At 39.3% G+C, this 21,726-nt stretch carries 20 protein-coding genes and 1 tRNA gene; 11 read left to right on the top strand and 10 right to left on the bottom strand.

Features of this window, described 5'->3' with window-relative positions; translation table 11 throughout:
* Positions 1-117: 117 nt before the first annotated feature.
* Positions 118-1,443, bottom strand: a complete 1,326-nt coding sequence (locus L1283_RS22655) for a retropepsin-like aspartic protease (RefSeq protein ID WP_429626466.1) — start codon at positions 1,441-1,443, stop codon at positions 118-120.
* 273 nt (positions 1,444-1,716) lie between these two features.
* Between L1283_RS22655 and L1283_RS22650 the strand changes: the two genes are divergently transcribed.
* Together L1283_RS22650 and L1283_RS22645 are read left to right on the top strand one after the other, a co-directional pair.
* Positions 1,717-2,277 carry a TlpA family protein disulfide reductase gene (locus L1283_RS22650; protein ID WP_120336173.1) on the top strand — a complete coding sequence of 187 codons (561 nt, stop codon included), beginning with the start codon at positions 1,717-1,719 and terminating at the stop codon, positions 2,275-2,277.
* Positions 2,278-2,371: 94 nt separating this feature from the next.
* Positions 2,372-3,265, top strand: coding sequence for a cation diffusion facilitator family transporter (locus L1283_RS22645; RefSeq protein ID WP_075992585.1), 894 nt, complete (start codon positions 2,372-2,374; stop codon positions 3,263-3,265).
* A gap of 56 nt (positions 3,266-3,321) precedes the next feature.
* On the opposite strand, the gene L1283_RS22640 is transcribed toward L1283_RS22645, so the two are convergent.
* The 3 genes from L1283_RS22640 to L1283_RS22630 all read right to left on the bottom strand — a co-directional run bounded on the left by L1283_RS22640 (position 3,322) and on the right by L1283_RS22630 (position 5,908).
* Positions 3,322-4,350: a Gfo/Idh/MocA family protein gene (locus L1283_RS22640; protein ID WP_088161527.1), complete on the bottom strand. Its 1,029-nt coding sequence runs from the start codon at positions 4,348-4,350 to the stop codon at positions 3,322-3,324.
* A 62-nt stretch (positions 4,351-4,412) separates the two neighbouring features.
* A complete protein-coding gene (gene rpiA / locus L1283_RS22635) occupies positions 4,413-5,144 on the bottom strand; it encodes a ribose 5-phosphate isomerase A (protein WP_088161528.1) in 732 nt (243 codons plus the stop codon).
* Between the two features lie 11 nt (positions 5,145-5,155).
* Positions 5,156-5,908, bottom strand: a complete 753-nt coding sequence (locus L1283_RS22630; protein WP_088161529.1) for a DeoR/GlpR family DNA-binding transcription regulator — start codon at positions 5,906-5,908, stop codon at positions 5,156-5,158.
* 294 nt (positions 5,909-6,202) lie between these two features.
* On the opposite strand from L1283_RS22630, the gene L1283_RS22625 reads away from it, so the two are divergent.
* A complete protein-coding gene (locus L1283_RS22625; RefSeq protein ID WP_145330091.1) occupies positions 6,203-7,354 on the top strand; it encodes a glycoside hydrolase family 130 protein in 1,152 nt (383 codons plus the stop codon).
* A gap of 147 nt (positions 7,355-7,501) precedes the next feature.
* Here L1283_RS22625 and L1283_RS22620 read toward each other — a convergent pair.
* From L1283_RS22620 to L1283_RS22610, 3 genes are all read right to left on the bottom strand, one after another.
* A tRNA-His gene (locus L1283_RS22620) sits at positions 7,502-7,575 on the bottom strand.
* A 248-nt stretch (positions 7,576-7,823) separates the two neighbouring features.
* Entirely contained in the window at positions 7,824-9,713 is a 1,890-nt protein-coding gene (gene htpG / locus L1283_RS22615; RefSeq protein ID WP_120335893.1) for a molecular chaperone HtpG, read from the bottom strand.
* Positions 9,714-9,884: 171 nt separating this feature from the next.
* The gene (locus L1283_RS22610; protein ID WP_088161531.1) at positions 9,885-10,448 is read right to left on the bottom strand and encodes a YqgE/AlgH family protein; all 564 of its coding nucleotides are present in this window, start codon (positions 10,446-10,448) and stop codon (positions 9,885-9,887) included.
* 152 nt (positions 10,449-10,600) lie between these two features.
* On the opposite strand from L1283_RS22610, the gene pdxH reads away from it, so the two are divergent.
* The 5 genes from pdxH (at position 10,601) to ruvB (ending at position 15,084) form a co-directional block, all read left to right on the top strand.
* Complete coding sequence (gene pdxH, locus L1283_RS22605) at positions 10,601-11,254, top strand: pyridoxamine 5'-phosphate oxidase (RefSeq protein ID WP_145330089.1); 654 nt, start codon at positions 10,601-10,603, stop codon at positions 11,252-11,254.
* A 2-nt stretch (positions 11,255-11,256) separates the two neighbouring features.
* Positions 11,257-11,745, top strand: coding sequence for an NADH-quinone oxidoreductase subunit C (locus L1283_RS22600; RefSeq protein ID WP_088161533.1), 489 nt, complete (start codon positions 11,257-11,259; stop codon positions 11,743-11,745).
* Between the two features lie 5 nt (positions 11,746-11,750).
* Positions 11,751-12,947, top strand: a complete 1,197-nt coding sequence (locus tag L1283_RS22595) for an NADH-quinone oxidoreductase subunit D (protein WP_088161534.1) — start codon at positions 11,751-11,753, stop codon at positions 12,945-12,947.
* Positions 12,948-13,312: 365 nt separating this feature from the next.
* Positions 13,313-14,050, top strand: a complete 738-nt coding sequence (locus L1283_RS22590) for a polyprenol monophosphomannose synthase (protein WP_075994792.1) — start codon at positions 13,313-13,315, stop codon at positions 14,048-14,050.
* Positions 14,051-14,061: 11 nt separating this feature from the next.
* Positions 14,062-15,084: a Holliday junction branch migration DNA helicase RuvB gene (ruvB, locus tag L1283_RS22585; RefSeq protein ID WP_075992593.1), complete on the top strand. Its 1,023-nt coding sequence runs from the start codon at positions 14,062-14,064 to the stop codon at positions 15,082-15,084.
* A 20-nt stretch (positions 15,085-15,104) separates the two neighbouring features.
* Here the strand turns inward: ruvB and L1283_RS22580 are convergent, their stop codons facing one another.
* The 3 genes from L1283_RS22580 to L1283_RS22570 form a co-directional block, all read right to left on the bottom strand.
* Positions 15,105-15,647, bottom strand: a complete 543-nt coding sequence (locus L1283_RS22580; protein WP_145330087.1) for a hypothetical protein — start codon at positions 15,645-15,647, stop codon at positions 15,105-15,107.
* Between the two features lie 7 nt (positions 15,648-15,654).
* Positions 15,655-18,141 carry a S9 family peptidase gene (locus tag L1283_RS22575; protein WP_312352869.1) on the bottom strand — a complete coding sequence of 829 codons (2,487 nt, stop codon included), beginning with the start codon at positions 18,139-18,141 and terminating at the stop codon, positions 15,655-15,657.
* A gap of 87 nt (positions 18,142-18,228) precedes the next feature.
* A complete protein-coding gene (locus tag L1283_RS22570; RefSeq protein WP_145330083.1) occupies positions 18,229-19,653 on the bottom strand; it encodes an ATP-dependent DNA helicase in 1,425 nt (474 codons plus the stop codon).
* A gap of 85 nt (positions 19,654-19,738) precedes the next feature.
* Here L1283_RS22570 and L1283_RS22565 point away from each other — a divergent pair, with 85 nt between their 5' ends.
* From L1283_RS22565 to coaD, 3 genes are read left to right on the top strand one after another with little or no spacing between them, the layout of a single operon-like run.
* On the top strand, positions 19,739-20,536 hold the full coding sequence (locus L1283_RS22565; RefSeq protein ID WP_088161539.1) for a DUF3822 family protein: 798 nt from the start codon (positions 19,739-19,741) through the stop codon (positions 20,534-20,536).
* A complete protein-coding gene (rsmD, locus tag L1283_RS22560; RefSeq protein ID WP_088161540.1) occupies positions 20,527-21,066 on the top strand; it encodes a 16S rRNA (guanine(966)-N(2))-methyltransferase RsmD in 540 nt (179 codons plus the stop codon). Before L1283_RS22565 ends, rsmD begins: the two co-directional genes overlap by 10 nt.
* A 1-nt stretch (position 21,067) precedes the next feature.
* Complete coding sequence (gene coaD / locus L1283_RS22555; RefSeq protein WP_075992599.1) at positions 21,068-21,544, top strand: pantetheine-phosphate adenylyltransferase; 477 nt, start codon at positions 21,068-21,070, stop codon at positions 21,542-21,544.
* Positions 21,545-21,726: the final 182 nt, after the last annotated feature.

Below are 21,726 nucleotides of genomic sequence, written 5' to 3'. Positions count from 1 at the left end.
AGATTGAAAAATAGGGGTCAATATCGAAATGATGAAAAAAGCTATGCTTGTACCACAGAAATCCAATCCTAAAATTTATTTAGGACACATATGATCCATTTTAGTTTTAGATTCCTGTTAATTAAAATGGATAAACATGTCTTTAAAATTAAGTGTCATTTTAGAAAATTGGCGGATAATATCTTGTCCTATATTTCCATATACAGTTTCATTCTTGATTTTCGATTTTAATAGGTTTATTTTTTTAAGAGCGATCGGTTTATCGCCGATATGGAATGTATGTTGTATGACAAAGCCATCATATTCAACGTTACCCCCTGCGCCGCCCATGTCGACTTTGGTCGGTATACCATATTTTTCGATATGCTGTTTGTAGGTTTCGTAAAATGGCGCATAAAGGATTGTATTTTCCGCTCCCGTATCAAAGGTATAGTGCTTTCCATCAATGGCAATAAGAGGTGATAACCCATCTATTGCAAGATTTGAAGCCTTCTTTGTAACTGTAGGTCTCTTAGGTACGATAAAAAAATCATCTTGTGTAAGCTGTACTTCTTGCAGTGCTTCTATGACTGGGAAGCCTATTATGCCATTGATCTGATAGCCAATTTGTGGGATATAAAGTGCACTGTCTGGGAAAACCAGAAATATAGCATTCGATATACTGATGTTACCAAGTTTTAATTGTTTACAGACTGCTAAATCGGCTTTGATAGCAATACCTGTAATTGCGTCTACATCAATATCTGCAGGGATCATATCCATATGAAGTCGTTTGGCCACGGACTCCGAAACTGTCGATAGATTTGCTCCGGTGTCAAATATGAAACTTGCTGTATCGCCGTTAACCTCTACCTTTAGATTCTTCAAGCTGGCTTTATCTTTCGTCATTTTAAGACGGGTATCGTCGTTGATTTGTATAAGCTGCGGCTTTACATGATCAAGTGCCGACCAGATTTTTAGATTGTTTCGGAGATCCGCTCTTGTATCTGTTGACAGCAAGGAATCGAATTCGAGTAGGATTTTTTGCGTTGTCTGTTTTGCCTCATCGTAATCTTTCAGTTTGACAAAATTATCTTCCTGAATACGTCGTATTTTTAGTCGCAGTGTGTCAGGCAATTCTTCTGTTGCTGTGTTCAGCAGTGCAATTTTTTTGTTTGAAGCGATGGGCCTATTAAAGGCATTATCGAGTATTGCCAAAATAAAAAGTTGCTCATGGGCGTTTAAAAAAGTTTTATTTACCTTAAAAAGGTCACGGGCGGTGAAGAAATCTTTTGATGCTATTAGCCGGTATAGGTTATTGAATTTAGTTGACGTGGCTTGCCCGAAATTCAGCTGGGGGGTGAGGAATAACAGGAAATATATTAACAAGTATTTTTTGAAATGATTTGCGGGGAGATTCATGATGTAGTCAATAAATTGTCTTTTGATCAGTGATATGTTCACTCTTTTAAATGTCGGAAAAGTTCTTGTTATTTTTTCAATTTTATTGTTGCTTATTTTCTTATTGATCAATTGTTTATGTTGTGAAGTTGTTTGCAATACTTGTGGTCTTGAATAATTAAGGTTAAATTAGCTAATGTTTTGAGAAATTTCTCCTAGGAGGATTGGATTGACGAGATCTCCGAATTCGGATTTAATCTTTTAGCCCTTACTTTAAGAGAACGATTAGTGAACAGGATTTATTTTTAATAGAATAATTTAATGAAACAAAAGACGATGAATATTAGGTTTAATAGAGGGGTTATTTTTTTGGGTCTTGCGGCTTTATCGACCAGTTTGTTTTTTAGCTGTGGAAACACAGGAACTAAAAGTGAGGCCAAGGCCGAAAAGGTGGAGGAACCTGTTGAAGCGACTGCACCCACAACGCAGGAGCTATCTTTTAAGGATAAAGAGGGGAAGGTTCTTCAATTAAGTGCTTTAAAAGGTAAGGTCGTATTTATCAATTTCTGGGCGACTTGGTGTCCTCCTTGTATTCATGAACTACCTTCCATTGACCAGCTTAGGCAATCGCTTAAAGATAATAAGGATATCGTTTTCCTCATGGTGGACGTTGATGGCGACATGGAGAAGTCTTCAGCATTCATGGCGGAAAATAAGTATGATCTGCCCCTTTATATAGCAGAGGGTGAAATTCCTGCGGAATTCTTAGGGCAGTCCATCCCGACAACGGTGATCTTGGATAAAACTGGAAAGATCGTAGAGCGTCTGGAAGGAAGTCGTGACTATGGGACTCCTGAGATAAAAAAAGCATTGCAGGATATCGCAAGCGGCAGTTAACGATCGATTATTGTAATCGTTATTTTCTAGATATGGAGAATAGAATTTGAAGAGAAAAAACAGTATTTTCGCGGTGTCAAGTTAATTTATAGCGATGTCCGAACTTCAAGAGCAGACTGCAGTCAGAACGACTTATTTTAGTATTGTAGGCAATGCATTACTAGCATTGTTAAAATGGCTAGCTGGTTTCTTTGGAAACTCCTATGCCCTGATTGCGGATGCAATTGAGTCAACGGCGGACATTTTCTCTTCATTTCTAGTGCTTCTGGGTTTAAAATATGCGCAACGACCTGCCGACGACAATCACCCGTATGGTCATGGTCGGGTAGAACCCCTCATTACATTTATTGTCGTTGGTTTTCTCATCGTTTCTGCAACCATAATCGCTTATGAAAGTATTGAGAATATAGGAACGCCACATGACTTGCCAAAGCCTTGGACTCTATTTGTTCTTGGCGGAATCATCGTATGGAAAGAAATTTCGTATAGGATCGTTATGAAGAAAAGTAAAGAAACAAATAGTTCTTCACTTCGTGCAGACGCTTGGCACCATCGAAGCGATGCGATAACGTCAGTTGCAGCCTTCATTGGGATATCTATTGCATTGTTACTCGGAAAAGGATATGAAAATGCGGATGACTACGCGGCATTATTTGCTGCTGGATTTATACTGTATAACTGTTATCATATTTTCAGACCGGCGCTTGGCGAGATAATGGATGAAAATGTATACGATGAGGTCATTGATAATATCCGGGAAGAAGCATTAAAGGTAGAGGGGATAAAAGCCACAGAAAAATGTTTTGTCCGCAAATCGGGGGCTAAATATCATGTCGATCTGCACGCTATTGTTGATAGTGAAATTACCGTAAGGGAAGGGCATGAGTTGGCACATAAACTCAAAGACCATTTGGTTGCGCATATTCCTGATCTCGGTCATGTGATGATCCATATTGAACCGAACGAATGTCTTTGGAAAGCAAATTGAAATGGCAGCACATGTTAGTTTTCTTGAACCGTGCCGCCATTTGATTGTTTAGAAGCTTAGGTATTTTCAGCTTCAAGCAATTCGATCTGCCATTTAACCTGATCCGCTTTAATAGGGTAATCGATATTATTTCTTAAGCTTTCATAAATGGCTTCAAACAGCTGATTGTAATCTCCTTTATGTGGCGTTACTAAAGACTCATGTTTTTGATTTGAAGCGTCTATCGTAACAAGTTTCCCCTCTTGGCCGGCTGGCTCAAGGCCATAAGATGGATTGTCAGGTAACATACCATCTAGCAATTGCTGTTCTTGCACATCTGTCATATTCTTGATAAAACTCCCTTTTGTGCCATGTAAAACAAAGGCGGGCTGTGGAGAGGCAACAAGTAGACTTCCCGTTAAATACACGTTCAGTCCAGCTGGATAATAGAGCTGGTAGTGAAAATAATCTGCAACTTTAGAATCCGGCCTGTTAATGGATGTTGTCTTGGTAAATTTAACCGGTTTTCCAAAAAGTGAGATTGCCTGATCAATAAGGTGAGGGCCTAGGTCATAAGTAAGACCATTAGAAATATACTGCGTATCTTCCTTAAAGTATTTTTGTCCCAATTCCATTTTATAGCGATCAAATCTGAAATGTACTTCAATTAGCTTTCCTAATTCTCCACTGTCAATCACTTTTTTAATGTCTAAAAAGTGACCGTCATACCGTCTGTTTTGATAGAAAAATAATTGTTTGCCTTGTTTTTTGCTGATGGCAAGAAGAGTGTCGAATTGTGTAGTGTCATCAACGGCAGGTTTTTCTATCAATACATGTTTTCCTGCTTCTAGGGCCTCTTTGGCATATTGGAAATGTGTATAGTTTGGTGTATTCACAACGACCAGTTCGACGCTTTCATCCGCTAGTAATTCAGCAATGCTATTATAGCTTTTTATTGCCGGATAAAATTCATGTGCTGCTTTTTTCGACCGTTCTACAACAGCGCCGAGATTGAAATGAGGATTGGTATGTATAAATGGTGCGTGAAAAACACGTCCTGACATGCCAAAACTCAGTATTCCTGTGTTAATTTGAGTGTGTTTCATGTTAATTTAAATTACTTTACCGTTGTCTTGTTGGTTGTTAGACTTCAATATAAACTTTAATGCTATTGCGTGACAATCTTATCCGTGTCTGATTCTCCAAGGTTGTTTGCAAATAAATGTGTTACGCCGTCTTCTGTTGCCAAAAGACATGCCGAACACAGCTGATAAAAAAGTGAATGTTCTACAACCCCTATAATGAGTTTGATTTGCTTATTCAAATCAAAAATATCGGGCAGTTTAGAAAAATAAATATCTGCCAGGAAATTACCTCTCTCAGAAAGGAGAGGCCCCGATTTTTGTTCAGATTTTCGTAATACAATGTCGGATATCGTTGTAAAATAACTTGATTTTAGATTTTCACGTACCGATAGCCAAGCTTCTGGTATAATTTCAACACATAACGGATGCTTTGTGCTAAGTTTTTCGACCATCTTTGAGCCATCGACCAAGAGAATAAACTGCTGCGCCATATTCGCCATAATCTTCTCACCCGTGTGCACGCCACCGCCACTTTTGAATGCATTTAAATGAATGTCGACCTGATCACAGCTGTCAAAATAATAGTCCAGCGTTGTTAGGATACTGTTATCAACACAAATAAGTCCATTCTCTTGGAGCAGCGTTTTGGTTTCCAAGGAAGGTGATGTAAATTTTAAGCTGGATTTAAAGCTGATACTGCTGGCGATTAATTCAATGAAATAAGCTATTGTTGATCCAACACCTAGTCCAATGAGCTGATCGGGTTTTAATAGTTGAAGAGCAGCTTTGGCAGCTTCCTGTTTGAGATTGTTCATAAACGGTAAACTTATAAGATTGTAATACCTTGTGCGGCATAAGGCTGTAAAATGCGGTCAAAAGGATCCTTTTCTGTAATTAAATAACTGATATCAGAGATGGGGCATGTCAGGAAAGAAGCCAAGGTATCAAGCTTATTGCTTGTTGTGGCAGCAACAATGTTCATTGAATTTTTACACAGTACTTTTTTGATAGCTGCTTCTTCGTGTGTTCTTGATGTAAGTCCGCGGTGGAGATCCAGGCTACATACACCTATGAAGCTGATATCCGCGTATATGTCTTCAAATGTGGAGATCGTTTGCTGTCCTTGCATAGTAAGTGATGATTTGCAGAAAGTGCCACCAGCAAAAATCAAGGTGATGTTTGGGAAGTTGGCAAGTATATTAGCTATTGGGAGACTATGTGTAACAACAGTAAGGGTTAGGCTATCGGGAATATTTCCTGCAATTGTCTGTGTTGTTGTGCCGCCATCGAAAAAGACAACTTGATGATTTTTCAATAGTGTGATCGATTTTTCTGCTATGGATTGTTTCTCCATAACATCAAGGTTGTTTCGGTCGTATATATCGAATGGCATGTTTGAACGTAGCGTGGCGCCACCCCGAATAGCGCGAAGCAAGCCGGCGTCGGATAACTCTTTAAGATCACGTCGGACGGTATGTTCAGAGACACCAAGTTCAGCTGCTAAGTCTACCATCGCTAATTTTCTTTCCTTTTTGATTTTAACCAATATAAAATCGTGGCGTTCCTCTTTGGATATCATGCTATAAATATAGCGCTTTTATGCTATATGTTGCAATATTTAACCTTATATTTGTTGTTATGTTGCAATATATTGCAACATAACGAGTTGTTTATCGATAAATTGTTTATTAGTTTTCTAGGGTGGCTTCCAATTCAATTTTTGATGAACTTGTTTTTGTGCCATCTATTTCTTTCAAATAGCGTTATATTTGTGAATGATCGGGGGGGCAGATTCGCTCACCTTTCTGTTGTAACCAATTCTAATTTTCGCCTTTACAGGTTTGCATCTTAAGTATGGGAGATCAAATAAAACATGAATGTTATCGTTAAAATTGCAGGTTCTATAGTGTTCGTCTTTTTATGTGGCTGTAACGTACAGCCTGGCGGAAAGCTTAAGAAAGAACAATGGGTATTAGGAGGCTTTGAGCGGCCCAAAGGTATCAATCCAATTATTGAGCCTGATACGAGTTCGGTATTTTATGATCCAATTCTGAAGAAGGAGATTCGATGGGAGGACAACGACACTTTTAATCCTGCTGCAGTGGTAAGGGGAGATAGTGTTTATGTCATTTATCGTGCAGAAGATCGGACAGGGAAGGCTATTGGCCACCGGACCTCCCGACTGGGATTAGCAGCTAGTGCTGACGGTATTCATTTTGAACGACTGAAAACACCGGTATTCTATCCAGCTCCCGATGAGCAGCAGGATAACGAGTGGCCCGGTGGGACGGAAGATCCCCGCTTAGCACAGACGGAGGACGGGCGTTTTGTGCTATTTTATACCCAATGGAATCGAAAGGTGCCACGCTTAGGTTTAGCAATATCCACTGATCTGAAACACTGGACTAAGTATGGTCCCATTTTTAAAAAATCGAAAAACAGGCCCACTCTTGTTGATGAACCGCACAAATCAGCTTCTATTGTGACAGTAATGAAAGGTAACAGACAGGTCATAGCTAAAATCAATGGGAAATATTGGTTGTACTGGGGGGAACATGGTGTGTATGGCGCCACATCTGATAATTTGATTGACTGGGAGCCCGTAACAGATAAAAAGGGGGCATTGATCGCTTTTATTTCGCCAAGGGATGGTTATTTTGATAGTTCATTGACGGAGTGTGGTCCCCCGGCAGTTTTGACTGATAAAGGAATTGTATTGTTGTACAATGGTAAGAATCATGCTGAAAAAGGAGATAAGCGCTTTAATAAAAATACTTATTCCGCTGGGCAGGTTTTATTTGATTCACGAGATCCGACAAGCGTATTGGCTCGAATGGATGTTCCGTTTTTGCGTCCCATGGAATCTTTCGAAAAAAGTGGGCAATATATCGATGGTACGGTTTTTATTGAAGGATTGGTCTTTTTTAAACAAAAATGGTTTTTATATTATGGCTGTGCTGACTCCAGAGTTGCTGTGGGCATTTATGACCCAGGAAATCCTTCCGTCATGGACCCCTTACCCTAATCGGTGTAAATCTGTTTGTATAGCATGAAAACAGTATTGAGTCTGAATTTTATATTAATTAAAGATTGATGGAGCAATTTTGAAGGGGGCTGTATGGGTTGAATTCGCAAAATTAAAAAAAGGCAGATCATTTGATCTGCCTTTTTGGGTAAGTAATCGGGCTCGAACCGACGACCCCTAGAACCACAATCTAGTGCTCTAACCAACTGAGCTATACCTACCGTGATTTTGATGATACAAAAGTACGATTAAACCCTATTCCCTCCAAATATTTGATTGAAAAAAAACAGCGTTTAATGCCAACTAGGTGAAGATTAGTTTATTAAATTTTAATAAAAAACATCGATATGGTTACGTTTCGATGTTGATGTGCATTTCGCTTGTCTAAATTTGTCATTTGCTTCCGATATTTTAACAAAAAATGCGGTTCCTACCATAGAAACCGCATTTTTTGTTAAAAGAAATATGATTAGATCATTTCTACACTTCTCTTCACGAAAGACGTTAGATCTGCTCCTGACAATAAACCTCTGGACAAGAGCGCTAAATCAAAAGCCTGTTTTGCTAGTTTTGAACCTTCTTCGTCCGATGACGATAAAATTCTTTTGATCAGCGGATGGTTCCCATTGACAGTTACTTTATAATTATCGGGCAATGAACCATAAAAATTCATACCACCACCAGTCTTGGCCATATCTTTCATTCGGCGCATAAATTCATCAATTGTTACCGACACAGGCAAATCGCCTTCATTTAATGCATCAACCTCAACTTTCATGTCTTGACGGGAGATTGCTTTTTCAAAAACCGCTAGTGCTTTTTTAGATTCTTCTTCCGAGAGGGCAAGTTCGACCTTTTCGTCTTTTTGGATCAATTTATCGATAACGTCAGCATCTACACGCTTCAGCTGTACCTTTTCACCGCCTTTTTGCTCCAAATAAGCTGCAAAGTGCGTATCCAGTGGTCCATCGAGCATCAAAACATCATACCCCTTATTTAATGCAGTTTGGATGAAACCATCTTGTTGAGCAGCATCATGTGTATATAAATAAACAATGTTTCCATCTTTATCTACCTGGATATCTTTGACCTTTTCGTAATACTCCTTAATGGTGAAACTTTGGTTACCTGTGTTTTTTACTAAACAGAAGTCATTTGCTTTTTCAGCAAATTTTTCATCGCTTAGCATACCGTATTTGATAAATAAACCGATATCCGTCCATTTCTCTTCAAATCCCTTACGATCAGTCTTAAATATTTCGTTCAATTTGTCGGCCACCTTTTTGGTGATATAACTGTTGATTTTTTTAACGTTACTGTCTGCCTGTAAAAATGAACGGGATACGTTTAATGGAATATCCGGCGAATCAATTACCCCATGAAGTAACATCAAGAATTCAGGAACAATATCTTTCACTTCGTCGGTGATGAACACTTGTCTAGAATAGAGCTTAATTTTATTGCGTTGGATCTCCAGTTCATTTTTAACTTTAGGGAAGTAGAGGATACCTGTCAGGTTGAATGGGTAGTCTACATTGAGGTGAATCCAAAACAATGGTTCATCCATTGAGTAGGGATAGAGTTCGCGGTAGAAGGCTAGATAATCCTCGTCTTTTAATTCAGACGGCGATTTTGTCCAGGCCGGATTGGTATTGTTGATGATATTATCTACCTCTACAGATTTGTATTTTGGTTTTCCTTCTTCGTCTTCACCATCTGGTTCAGAATTTGTCTTGGTACCAAAACGAATTGAAACAGGAAGAAATTTAGCATACTTATCTAAAATGTCCTGTAAGCGTGCCTGGCTTAAAAATTCAGTTGATTCTTCGTTAATATGCAAGATGACATCTGTTCCGCGGGTGCTTCTTGTACCTGTAGAAATTTCGTAAGATGTACTACCATCGCAAGTCCAATGAGCAGGTTCTGCTCCATCCTGATAAGATAAGGATTGGATTTCTACCGTATCGGCTACCATAAATGCGGAATAGAAGCCTAAACCAAAGCGGCCAATGATTTCATTTGCATCATTTGCCTCTTTGAATTTTTCCATGAACTCTGTTGCTCCTGAGAAAGCGATCTGGTTGATGTATTTTTTTATTTCATCTGCTGTCATACCAATACCATTGTCGGAAATAGTGATGGTCTTGGCAGCTTCATCAAATTTTACGTCTACAATCAATTCACCTGTTTCACCTTGGTATTGACCCAAAGATGCCAGGCGTTTGATTTTTTGAGAAGCATCAACTGCATTAGATACCAGTTCACGCAAGAAAATTTCATTATCAGAATATAAGAACTTTTTGATTACGGGAAATATGTTCTCCGTGTGAATTGAAATACTACCTTTTTCTGGATTCATAATTTGTATGTCGCTATTTTTAATTTTATGATTTGTTTAAAACATACAATCAGTGTTCCAAATCGTCTTTATAGGACATGATGGCAGGAAACAGCCTATTTTGTCATAGGCTCATTCGGTGAATTTAAGGGCTCTATAAGTAAACTGCCAGCGAGAGCATGTTCCCTAATACTAATTTAGGCCTGGGCTCTGAGGGAAATTGGCGACATGTGCATATTTGGGACCAAGTCCAATGATGGCATCCTTCCACAACAATTCACCGTTACCTTCAAAAATGAGCTGATGATGGTATTTGTTTTGTACAGCCCAGCTATTTTCTTTGATTTCGCCGTCTAATTGACCTGCAGACCATCCAGAATATCCGATAAAGAATTTTAATTCGTCAGGTTTTATGCTACCGGTTTGTATGGCTTCGATAAGCTTCTCTTCATCGCCGCCAAAATAGATTCCAGGAGCCACTTCTTCGCCACTCAACAGTAAATCGAAACGGCTATGTACAAAAAAAAGGCTTTCCTGAGCAACCGGGCCACCGACGTAGATCGGGAAATTGCAATCCGGTATAGATTCCAATAATTGGCCTATACGAACATTGGTTTGATTATTTAGAACAAATCCGAGTGAACCTTCGGTATTGTATTCACATAACAATATCACGGACCTGAGGAATCTGGGGTCTAGCATAAAAGGCTCGGAAATCAATAAACTTCCTTTTTGTGGGTCTAGTTCGGTAAACATATAGCGCGAATTTAATTATTTATTGAATTTAATCTTTTTTATTCAATCTATGCGAGATTTGTGCCAAAATTAGGATTTTGTCAATTTCTACTAACTTTATAGAGAAAAAGCAATGATTTTAGTAAGTTTGTAGGATATAAAAACAGGTTTCTATGTCCATTCAACATAAAGATATTGCAGCAATCAGACAGGATTACGTATTAGGTAGCCTATCTGAATCGGATGTGGATCGTGATCCAGTCCACCAGTTTAAAAAATGGTTTGATGAGGCTATTCACAGTGAGGTAATCGAGCCCAATGCTATGGTACTTTCAACGGTTTCTTCACATCAATTGCCGTCCTCGCGAGTTGTTTTATTGAAGGACATCGTAGCAGAAGGACTGGTCTTTTTTACAAACTATGAAAGTCGTAAAGGGGAAGACATGAAAGCTAATCCGCATGTTGCATTGTTGTTTTTTTGGCCTGAACTACAAAGGCAGGTCCGGATCGAAGGTGTTATTGATTTTGTAAGTGAGGCCGATTCGGATGAATATTTCCAATCGCGGCCAAAAGCAAGCCGTATTGGTGCGCTAGCATCCCCACAGAGTCACGAAATCCCTAACCGTAATTTTTTGGAAAATAGGGTGGAGGAACTCGAGAATCAATATTATGGAAACGATTCTGTACCGAGACCATCACATTGGGGTGGTTATCTATTGAAACCGATTTATTTCGAGTTTTGGCAAGGGCGTGCAAGTCGGCTACATGATCGTATGGTCTATAAAAAAGTGTCGGATTCCTGGAAGATTACGCGCATAGCTCCATAAATATGACATTTGACGAAATTAAATCGATGCTTGTTTCCAAATTTGGAAGTCAAATTATCCTTAAAGAAGATCGGAATGGGCTGCAGCCAGCACTTTTTATTGATAAAGCAGATATTGTTGCCGTTTGTTTATTTCTGAGGGATACAGAAGGCTTGTACTTTGATTTTTTAAGCAACCTAACTGCAGTGGATTATGAAACGCATTTTGCTATTGTTTACCATCTAAATTCCTTGCCTTATCAACACGGTTTGGTCTTAAAAGTTGAGTTGCCGGGTAATCGTTCGCTGAATGAACTACCTGAGATTCCTTCGCTTACTTCGGTGTGGCGTACGGCAGACTGGCATGAACGTGAAGCATTTGACCTTATGGGGATATATTTTGAGGGACATCCGGACCTTAGACGGATTTTGCTGCCTGACGATTGGGAAGGTTATCCTTTACGAAAGGATTATGAGGAAGCAGAAAAATATCATGGCATTCATATTAATTGATAAAAATGGCGAATCCAAAATATAATGAAGCATTAATACGCTATGAAAAACACCTTACAGAGATCTCAAGCCAGGAAATGGTGTTGAATATGGGACCTCAGCATCCTTCGACGCATGGTGTACTTCGGTTACAACTGATTACAGACGGAGAAATCGTGAAAGAGGTTGTTCCACACTTGGGTTATCTGCATCGTTGTTTTGATAAGCATGCTGAATCGTTGAATTATGCAAAAACAATTCCATTTACTGATCGCCTGGACTATCTAGCTTCGATGAACAATAGCCATGCTTTCGTAATGGGGGTTGAACGTATGCTTGGACTCGACAGTAAAATACCTAAGAGAATTGAGTACATTCGGGTTTTGGTCTGTGAACTCAACCGGATGGCATCCCATCTAATTGCTATTGGTACATATGGTATTGATATCGGCGCAACAACGCCATTTCTGTGGTGTTTTAGGGATCGTGAACATATCATGAATATGTTGGAATGGGCCTCAGGTTCCAGGATGTTGTACAACTATATCTGGGTAGGAGGTTTATTTTATGATTTGCCTGTTGGCTTTGAAGAGCGCTGTACGGAATTTATTGCGTATTTCAAACCCAAATTGGTCGAACTTGATGAAATATTGACACAGAATCAAATATTTATCTCTCGTACAGCTAAAATAGGCGTACTTCCTGCTGATGTTGCCATAAATTATGGTGTATCGGGGCCTATGCTGCGTGCTTCGGGAATAAAATGGGATTTGAGACGAATAGATGGCTATTCTGTTTACCCAGAAATTGATTTTGAGATACCTGTGGGAAAAGGTGAAATGGGGACACTTGGTGATTGCTGGGATCGTTATAAAGTTAGGGTAGATGAGGTCAAGGAATCTGTTCGCATTGTTGAACAATGTCTTGAACGATTACAGAAAGACTTTACACGTACAGCCGAATTTGATCCGCGAGCTTTGGTTCCGAAGAAAGTGAATTTGAAAGCGCAGGACTACTATGTCCGTGCTGAAAATCCGAAAGGAGAATTAGGGTTTTATTTTGTCACAAAAGATAAATCAGATATTCCATTACGTGTAAAATCAAGGGGACCAAGTTTTAATAACCTTTCGGTGATTTCAGAACTCGGAAAAGGGGTGCTGATCGCTGATTTGATAGCGATCCTTGGGTCGATTGATATCGTTTTGGGGGAGGTGGATCGTTAGATTGCGGTAGTGTGCGTGTTTTATAAACGATTTAGCAAAATAAAATAGAGATTGTATTGAAAATGTTGCATGAAAACGCAAATAAATTTGTAAATGAAAGCAATTTTCATCATATTTGCAGTCTCATAATTTAAGTTTATAATTGGTTAATGAAAGCTCGTTACTCCCAAAGTAACGGGCTTCTCTTTTTTATAAGGGTGTAACTTATTGATGCCGCTTATTTATGATGTCGATGTGTTGGTTTGAGCTTGAAGGATTTACTGTCTTTTCTCCCGAGTATTGTTGATTATCCTGTAGATTTCATCGAATTCCTGTACTAGAATTTAACGTAAATGATTACCTTTACTGGTCTTAAATATAAAAAAGTGACGGATAGTTTAGTTATCATTCCAACATATAATGAAAAGGAAAATATTGAAAAAATCATTCGCAAAGTTTTTTCCTTATCACAGGCATTTGATATTTTAATTGTAGATGATGGTTCTCCCGATGGGACGGCTACCATCATCAAGAATTTACAGGCTAATGAATTTACTGGCCGTTTGTTTATCGAAGAGCGAACTGGGAAGCTGGGGTTAGGAACAGCATATATCCATGGATTTAAATGGGCACTATCCCGCGAACATTACCAATATATTTTCGAAATGGATGCGGATTTCAGCCACAATCCAGAGGATCTGCTTCGCTTACGGCAGGCTTGTGTGGATGGTGCAGACATGAGCATAGGTTCGCGTTATATCAAGGGCGTGAATGTTGTCAATTGGCCGATGAGCCGTGTGCTGATGTCCTATTTCGCTTCGGTATATGTTCGTTTTATAACGGGAATAGCTATTCAGGATGCTACTGCGGGGTTTGTTTGTTTCTCCAGGGAAGTCCTCAAGACAATCCCACTTGAAAAGATTAAATTTGTAGGCTATGCTTTTCAGATTGAGATGAAATTCACAGCCATAAAATATGGCTTTAATGTGGTTGAAGTACCCATTATATTCACAGACCGGACCGAAGGTACATCAAAGATGAGCACAAGTATCTTTAAGGAAGCTTTTTTTGGAGTGATCCAATTGAAATTAGGAAGTATCGGAAAGCGCTACAAGAGAAATTAAATATTGCCACAATGAACGAGAATTTAGATCCAAACCCAGAACGTCTGAGCAATACAGATCGTGATATTGAACGGGCATTGCGGCCTCAGGCTTTTGAAGATTTTACGGGACAGGCTAAAATATTAGAAAACCTCAATATTTTTGTGAAGGCAGCTAGGCTGAGAGGAGAGGCGCTGGATCACGTTTTGCTGCATGGCCCCCCTGGCTTAGGAAAGACAACCTTATCCCATATCATTGCTAATGAGATGGGGGTTGGTATCAAAATTACTTCTGGACCTGTATTGGATAAACCGGGTGATTTAGCAGGATTATTGACAAATCTCGAAGAAGGGGATGTTTTGTTTATCGACGAGATCCACCGTTTAAGCCCTTTAGTAGAGGAATATCTCTATTCGGCAATGGAAGATTTCAAAATTGACATTATGTTGGAAACGGGACCAAATGCGCGGTCTGTTCAGATATCCCTGAATCCGTTTACCTTGATAGGGGCCACAACGCGTTCAGGTCTTTTGACAGCCCCCTTGCGTGCTCGTTTTGGAATTAATTCACGCTTACAATATTATGATGCAAAGCTGCTGACAACTATTGTGCTGCGCTCGGCTCATATCTTAAACACACCGATTTCTGATGAAGGTGCCTATGAGATTGCGCGAAGGAGCAGAGGGACGCCCCGGATAGCCAATGCTTTACTGCGTCGTACAAGGGATTTTGCACAGATAAAGGGCAATGGGAGCATCGATAAAGAAATCGCTAAGTACGCTTTGCATGCGCTTAATGTGGATGAAAATGGTTTAGACGAGATGGACAACAAAATCTTAACGACCATTATCGACAAATTCAAAGGTGGTCCAGTAGGATTAAAGACCGTAGCCACAGCAGTTGGGGAGGATGAAGGTACGATTGAGGAAGTCTATGAACCTTTTCTGATTCAAGAAGGATACATTATGCGGACGTCGAGGGGACGCGAGTGTACCGAGGCTGCTTATAAGCATTTGGGCCGTGCCAACCTCTCGAAAGGAAATACATTGTTTTAAGCGCGAGTGAAAAGTATATTTTAATTTTTCTGCTGAATAATTTTATTAGTCCGGCTCATTAAGGCCGGACTAGGTTTTGTCCGTTGAAAATAGCTTATCTGGGCCTGTAATTCCTCATATATCCAAGGGTGCTTCTTTCGCAAGTTATTTAAGATGTCCAGGCAGTTGACCAGTACAGCGACAGGACATGTAGGTTCAATCATCCATTGGGAGGAATACTCGATAATTTCTTCTTCTATCTCATTTTGAAGCGTATATTCTTTGTTTTTTTTCGATGTCAAAAATAGCAGAATTTTAGTGTAGCTTCTAAGGCAGCTCCAGTTTTTTTGTTTTTTTAAATTGTCCAAGAACTGCGGGAGAACAGATTTTAGCAATGTTGTATTCTTTAAAACGATGGTTTCAAATACCCAGGCGGCGCGAAAGGCAATCTTTTTGTCCTTCTCTAAGGAGATGTTCAGCAGATCGGCCAGGGTTATTCCTTGAAGAATATCCAAAGAAAAATCCGTTACCTCGAAAGATCTCAAGGTAACGGATAAAAATGCTAATTTTTCATTGTAGGTCATGTAACCGTTATTTTTGTGGCTTTTCTCGATTCATTTCAGTCATGTCAACTTCGTTCATCTTGGAATCACCCAACAGATATTGGCTAAAGTAATCGCCCATTTTCCAGAAGAAATACTCAGTCATATCGCCAAAGCCATGTCTTTGTCCAGGTAATAGCAGGAAATCAAATCTTTTGTTAGCCTTTATCAATGCGTCTACCATGCGAATGGAATTTGCCGGGTGCACATTGTTGTCAATATCTCCGGTAGCGATAAGTAGTCTACCTTTTAGGTTTTTTGCGAGCTCTGTATTTTTATTGATTTGGTAGGAGAATGTTGTATCGCCTTTAGCGGATACTTTTTCTGTTACCCCATGATGGCGCTCACTCCACCAGCGGTTGTAGATCTGATTTTCATGGTTTCCTGCACCAGATACCGCGACTTTAAAGAAATCAGGGTAAACAAGCATTGCGGCTGTAGACATAAATCCACCTCCGGAGTGGCCGGTTATACCAACGCGGTTGATGTCGATGTATTTATAGCGATCTGCAAGCTGTTCCGCAGCGACTTTTTTATCTTCCAAACCATAGTCACGCAGATTGCCATAGCCATAGGTATGATACCATTGTGAACGTGAAGGATGTCCGCCACGGTTGCCGACTGTGATGACGATAAATCCAAACTGAGCTAGCCTGTCGATTCTGTCCATGCTTCTTCCAAAGGATTTATTGACAGCCTCGGTTTGGGGCCCTGGATATACATATTCCACAATGGGGTAAGTTCTGGTACTGTCAAAGTCAAATGGTTTATACATGACTCCATAAAGATCCGTGGTACCATCTCCGGCTTTTACTTTAAAAGGTTCCGGGAATTTGTACCCTGCAGCAAATAGTAAGGATAGATCTGTTTTTTCCAGTGTCATTACTTTCTGTCCATTGCTATTGTATAAGACCGATTCAGGAGTCGTGTTTACTCTGGAGGAATTATTGATAAAATATCGGGAAGATTCGCTCATTTCCACTTGGTGATCAAAGTTTCCCGGATTTAATAATTTAATTCCGGAGCCATTTGTATTGACACTGTACTGATGTAGATAATAAGGGTCTTCGTTTTTCTCACGGCCCGATGCTGTAAAGTATAGTGTTCCTGAAGCAGGGTCTAAACCGGTAATTTCCTCCGTATGAAAGGCACCTTTTGTAATTTGATTAATCAATTTTCCATTCGTGTCGTAAAGGTAGTAGTGACCCCAGCCATCTCTTTCTGACCAATGGACCAATTGCTTTTTGTTTTCGATAAGGAATGGTTTTTGAACATCCAAATATACATTGGAACGCTCCTGGATAATATTTTTTACCGTACCATTTATATTGACTTTTAGGAGATCAATCCGTTTGAGGTCACGGCTAGAGCGTGAAATGTAAAACTCTTCGTTATTGCCTAACCAGTAGTTGATAAAATAATCCTCTTTATAAGAATTTTTATCCGGAGTTTTTGTCCAGGTAGAGATGGTCTGATTTTTAAACGCGGATATATTGATGCGGCGTGGAGATTTTGCTGCTGCATCGAAGATATAAAGTTCAGTTTCCGTCGAATCGACTTCGCCCGGCATTTGGTATTTATAGGTTTCAAGTGTCGGCCTGGCTGAGCCAACATTATTGATTACCCATAAGGGTTTTAGAGAACGGTTGTCCTTTCTGGTCAAGGTGAAATAACGTCCATCCGGCGACCAGCTGATCCATACTCGTTTACGTTTTGGGTCATTGTCTTTGTCTTTTTCCTCACCTGTAGTTGTGCTGTATTCATCACCGCCCCAAGCATAATATTGTACACCGTCTTTTGTTATCTGGTGCTCTACAATGGTGCTATCTTTTTCATTCTTTACCGCTTTAAGGTAGTTGGGTTTGTCCATCCAATACAAGTTGTAATCTTTCGCAAAATAGACTGTATTGGTGTCAGGGGAGAATGTCGCCCAGCCCAATGGTGATTTTACTTTTGTTGAGTCACTTATTTCAACGACAGACTGTGCAGCTAAGTCATATTCCAGATAAAATAGTTTCTTTTTAGTCGTATCGGACTTATTCTTGAGCTTTTGTATTTCATCTTTGGATTTTACGGTGTCTTTGGTACTCTGAACCTGAAACCTTAATTTTTTCTCATCCTTGGTAAATCGAAGCCCCTGTAATTCCAGATGTTGGGCATCAACAGGATTTTTAACTATTTTAGTAATTTGAGCGGCGAGGTTGTCATTATTGAAAAGAAGTTCTTTCTTTTTTAGTGCAGGGTTTACAATGTACCAGTTTCTTCCTTGTGGACTTGCGTAATCATACCAAAAGCGATCGGAAAAATTGATCCAATTTGGTTTGATGCTAGTCGAAAAAATCATTTTCTTTAATTTTTCAGGGGAGAATTTTGCAGCCAGCTGATAATTGGGCTTTATAGGCGTTTCTTTCGCCTGTTGTGCAGTGCTAACATAGGGCAATAAGCTCGCCGCCAAGATTAAGTAGTACTTATGCATTAATAATATAGATAATTGTATAATAATGGTTCCGAACGTAAAAATATCCATTATTAGGTTCTTTTGCGAATGATTCGTGTAATAATCCTATGATGGATAGAAGTTTTCATTGAAATTGACCAGAAAAAGTTCCTTTGTTGCTCGGGTAACCCCAGTGTACAGCCATCTTAAGAATTCAAGATCCAACATATCATCGTTTATATACCCCTGGTCGACAAACACGATTGGCCATTGGCCGCCTTGTGCTTTATGACAGGTAATTGCAAATGCAAATTTAATCTGAAGCGCATTATAATAGGGGTCTTTTTTGATTGCTTCGAGCCTGTCCTTCTTATCCATGATGTCGGCATAATCCAAGGCAATCTCTTCGTAGAGTGCTTTATGGGTTTCATAGGGCAGATTGGGGCTGTCTGTATAAAGGCTGTCTAGGATAACGCGGCAGGTGATGGGTTCTATTTCGTCAATGTCTACAAATTCAAGCGTGACATCTGCAAATCGAAATCCATGCTGATCGTGGATGTTACTTACTTTTCGCACTTTGGCCATATCGCCATTTGCAATAAATCCATCACCCATGTTGTTTTCCTGTAACCAGAAGTAGTTGTTTTTTACAACCATAATATAATCTCCGCCGGTGAGCTCCTCGTCCCGGAACAAAATCCTGTTCCTTATATTTTGGTTGTATAAATTTGCAGATCGATTTGAACGGCAGATAATCATTGTATTTTCGAGTCCATATTTGTCATATGCATAGTTTATACCTTCGATTAACCGTTCACCTGTCATTCTGTAAAGATCTTTAAATCCTTTTGTTATGAACTTTGGAAAAGGGAAGTCGTCTTGTTCTTCCTCTGCCGAGGTTATCTCTTCGCGTATTTTGGTTGCATTGTACAATATACCGGAGTCTTTGGATTGGCGGACAACCGTGGTTAGCTCAAAAGGATAAACGCAAAGGTGAAATTCACTTTCGAGATAGCTTGGGTTTAAGGCAGGGCTATCCAGGAGTCCTACAGGAGGTAATTGAGCCGTATCTCCAACAAATAATAGGGTACAGTTCTTCCCAGATTGCACATAACGGATCAAGTCGTCCAAAAGGCTTGCCGAAAACGCATTCACGGAAGCATTGGATATCATTGAGGCTTCATCGATGATAAATAAAGTGTCTTCATGCAGGTTCTCCGCCAAGGTGAAATCGAGCTGAAAAGAAACAGCAGATTTTTTACGGTATATTTTCTTATGGATTGTAAGTGCTTTGCGTCCCGAATAATAGGTGATCACTTTTGCAGCCCTGCCGGTCGGTGCCAGCAGAACAGCCTTTTTCCGCAATGCAGGCAGCACTTTAACCAGCGCAGAAATTAATGTTGTTTTTCCTGTACCCGCATATCCTCTAAGTACAAAGCAGGATTGTTTGTCAAAAGCGAGAAGAAATTCTTGCAATAATTCGAAAGCCTCCAACTGCTGTTCGGTGGCTTGCCAAGGGAATTGCTGTATTAACAGATTTTTGATGAACACCCTCAAAGTTATTTAAAAGGTTTGTCTTATCCTCTAGAAAAAGCTATTTTTGCTCTAAGAAGTTTTAATTTTTACAATTCAGCGAATGAATTATATTTCAAAACAATTTAATATTCATTATTTACCGGAGTACAATCTTTTGGTCAAGGCTGGCTTTCAGAAGGATGTCTTGGCGGTGGTTGATAAAAAGTCGATCGCACCGATTTTGATCGAGTATCCTTCAGAGGAGCCAATTTTGGATGCCACACGAATTATGAGCCTTCCGTTTCGATTTGTCCGCGTTGTGATACCACATCAAACTTTTACGTTTATTCCAAAAGAATTTTTTCTGAGTGAAAACATCAGTGATTACCTACAGTTTTTAGGCACAACTGATCTTGAAAATACATTTAGCTATTCTTTAGATAATCTTAATTTAGTTGCTGTATATCAGTTTGATGGTCTTTTATTGAATAGGTGGAAGCGGTTGTTTCCTGATGCTGTTATACTTCCAGAATTTGCGGTTGTACTTGACCGTGCGCAGGAGCGTGTATCCATTAGGGGGAGTGTATTGGGGCTTCATTTTGTAGCTGACAATACAGTTGATTTTTATCTTTTTAAAAATGGTGTTTTCCAGCTTTATAATAGTTTTGAAATTCATAATCTAGATGATATCAGCTACTATGTGCTTAATATTTTAACACAATTCAATCTAGGGGACTCCATCAATAAAGTGCTCCTTTCAGGAGAAATTCCAAATGAATCCTATTATAAACGTATCTCTACTTATGCGGGTGATATCGAAATATTGGATTTGAAGACAAAAGTCGTATTGGCGGATAGCGAGATCGAGTCAAATTTGGCCCCATATAATGTATTGTTTGATTCTATACTATGCGAATAATCGGAGGTCGTTTAGGTGGTTTAAGGCTGAATCCACCGACCAATTTACCTGTGAGGCCAACCACGGATATCGCTAAGGAAGCGCTGTTTAATATTTTACAGAACCGACTGGATTTTGATCGTTTAAAGTGTCTGGATCTTTTTGCGGGAACAGGGAATATTAGTTTTGAGCTCGCATCGCGGGATGTGGAATCAGTAGATGCAATAGATCTTCATTTCAAATGCGTGCAATATATCAATGAAACAGCCGGGAGGATGAAACTGGAGCAAATTAAAGCAAGGAAAGCCGATGTATTTAAGTTTATTGCCAGCTGTAAGAATACCTATGATTTTATTTTTGCAGACCCACCTTATGATATTCCTAAATTGCCACAATTGCCAAAATTAATTTTTGAAAAGGAATTGTTGCATGAACATGGGCTCCTTGTTGTTGAGCATCCGTCAACAAGACAGATGGAAGATCATCCAAATTTTATAGAAACTAGAAAATACGGGTATTCATCATTTTCCTTTTACGCTAAGACTATCTAATATGAAAATTGCTGTTTTTCCGGGCTCTTTTGATCCCTTTACTTTAGCTCATCAAGATCTTGTTGAGAGAGCAATGCCGCTATTTGATAAAATTATTATTGCAGTGGGCTATAACGCCAATAAAAAAGGAATGTTAGATCACGACGAGCGGGTAGATTCAATTAGCCGTGTTTTTAACGACGTAAGTAGGGTTGAGGTGCATAAATATAAAGGTCTTACAGTAGATTTCTGTAAGCAAGTTAAAGCACGTTTTATATTGCGTGGGCTCCGAAATACCAATGATTTTGAATTTGAAAATGCTGTTGCTCAAAATAATTTGTTGCTCAATAATGATGTTGAAAGCTATTTTTTAATGAGTAGATCTGGAAAGGCTCATATTTCTTCATCCATTGTTAGAGACGTGTGGTTTAATGGAGGAGATATCAGTGCGATGGTGCCTGTTTCTATTCTATCTTTGTTGAATGAAAAAATAAGATAAGTTACCTAAGTATAGGAAAAGCGATATTTAACGAAAATGGCTAACAGAATAATATTTTGTTGGCCATTTTTTATAACTGAAAAACAAGAACTTATATTCGTTATCTAACTAATATGTTTTCTTAAATTAAGGTCATTTCACTTTCTTGTATGCTGTGTGGCCAAATATTATTTGGTAATGCA

The organism is Sphingobacterium sp. HSC-15S19 (assembly GCF_050433745.1).
GTDB classification, from domain to species: Bacteria; Bacteroidota; Bacteroidia; order Sphingobacteriales; family Sphingobacteriaceae; genus Sphingobacterium; species Sphingobacterium siyangense.
This window is presented reverse-complemented; position numbering and strand designations above follow the sequence as displayed.

Coding starts and splice junctions, on each gene's coding strand:
- L1283_RS22600 (WP_088161533.1), top strand. CDS start 11,257: ATGACATTTGACGAAATTAAATCGATGCTTGTTTCCAAATTTGGAAGT.
- coaD (WP_075992599.1), top strand. CDS start 21,068: ATGAAAATTGCTGTTTTTCCGGGCTCTTTTGATCCCTTTACTTTAGCT.
- rpiA (WP_088161528.1), bottom strand. CDS start 5,144: ATGAACAATCTCAAACAGGAAGCTGCCAAAGCTGCTCTTCAACTATTA.
- ruvB (WP_075992593.1), top strand. CDS start 14,062: ATGAACGAGAATTTAGATCCAAACCCAGAACGTCTGAGCAATACAGAT.
- L1283_RS22640 (WP_088161527.1), bottom strand. CDS start 4,350: ATGAAACACACTCAAATTAACACAGGAATACTGAGTTTTGGCATGTCA.
- L1283_RS22595 (WP_088161534.1), top strand. CDS start 11,751: ATGGCGAATCCAAAATATAATGAAGCATTAATACGCTATGAAAAACAC.
- L1283_RS22575 (WP_312352869.1), bottom strand. CDS start 18,141: ATGCATAAGTACTACTTAATCTTGGCGGCGAGCTTATTGCCCTATGTT.
- L1283_RS22645 (WP_075992585.1), top strand. CDS start 2,372: ATGTCCGAACTTCAAGAGCAGACTGCAGTCAGAACGACTTATTTTAGT.
- L1283_RS22580 (WP_145330087.1), bottom strand. CDS start 15,647: ATGACCTACAATGAAAAATTAGCATTTTTATCCGTTACCTTGAGATCT.
- L1283_RS22630 (WP_088161529.1), bottom strand. CDS start 5,908: ATGATATCCAAAGAGGAACGCCACGATTTTATATTGGTTAAAATCAAA.
- rsmD (WP_088161540.1), top strand. CDS start 20,527: ATGCGAATAATCGGAGGTCGTTTAGGTGGTTTAAGGCTGAATCCACCG.
- L1283_RS22650 (WP_120336173.1), top strand. CDS start 1,717: ATGAATATTAGGTTTAATAGAGGGGTTATTTTTTTGGGTCTTGCGGCT.
- L1283_RS22565 (WP_088161539.1), top strand. CDS start 19,739: ATGAATTATATTTCAAAACAATTTAATATTCATTATTTACCGGAGTAC.
- htpG (WP_120335893.1), bottom strand. CDS start 9,713: ATGAATCCAGAAAAAGGTAGTATTTCAATTCACACGGAGAACATATTT.
- L1283_RS22625 (WP_145330091.1), top strand. CDS start 6,203: ATGAATGTTATCGTTAAAATTGCAGGTTCTATAGTGTTCGTCTTTTTA.
- L1283_RS22610 (WP_088161531.1), bottom strand. CDS start 10,448: ATGTTTACCGAACTAGACCCACAAAAAGGAAGTTTATTGATTTCCGAG.
- pdxH (WP_145330089.1), top strand. CDS start 10,601: ATGTCCATTCAACATAAAGATATTGCAGCAATCAGACAGGATTACGTA.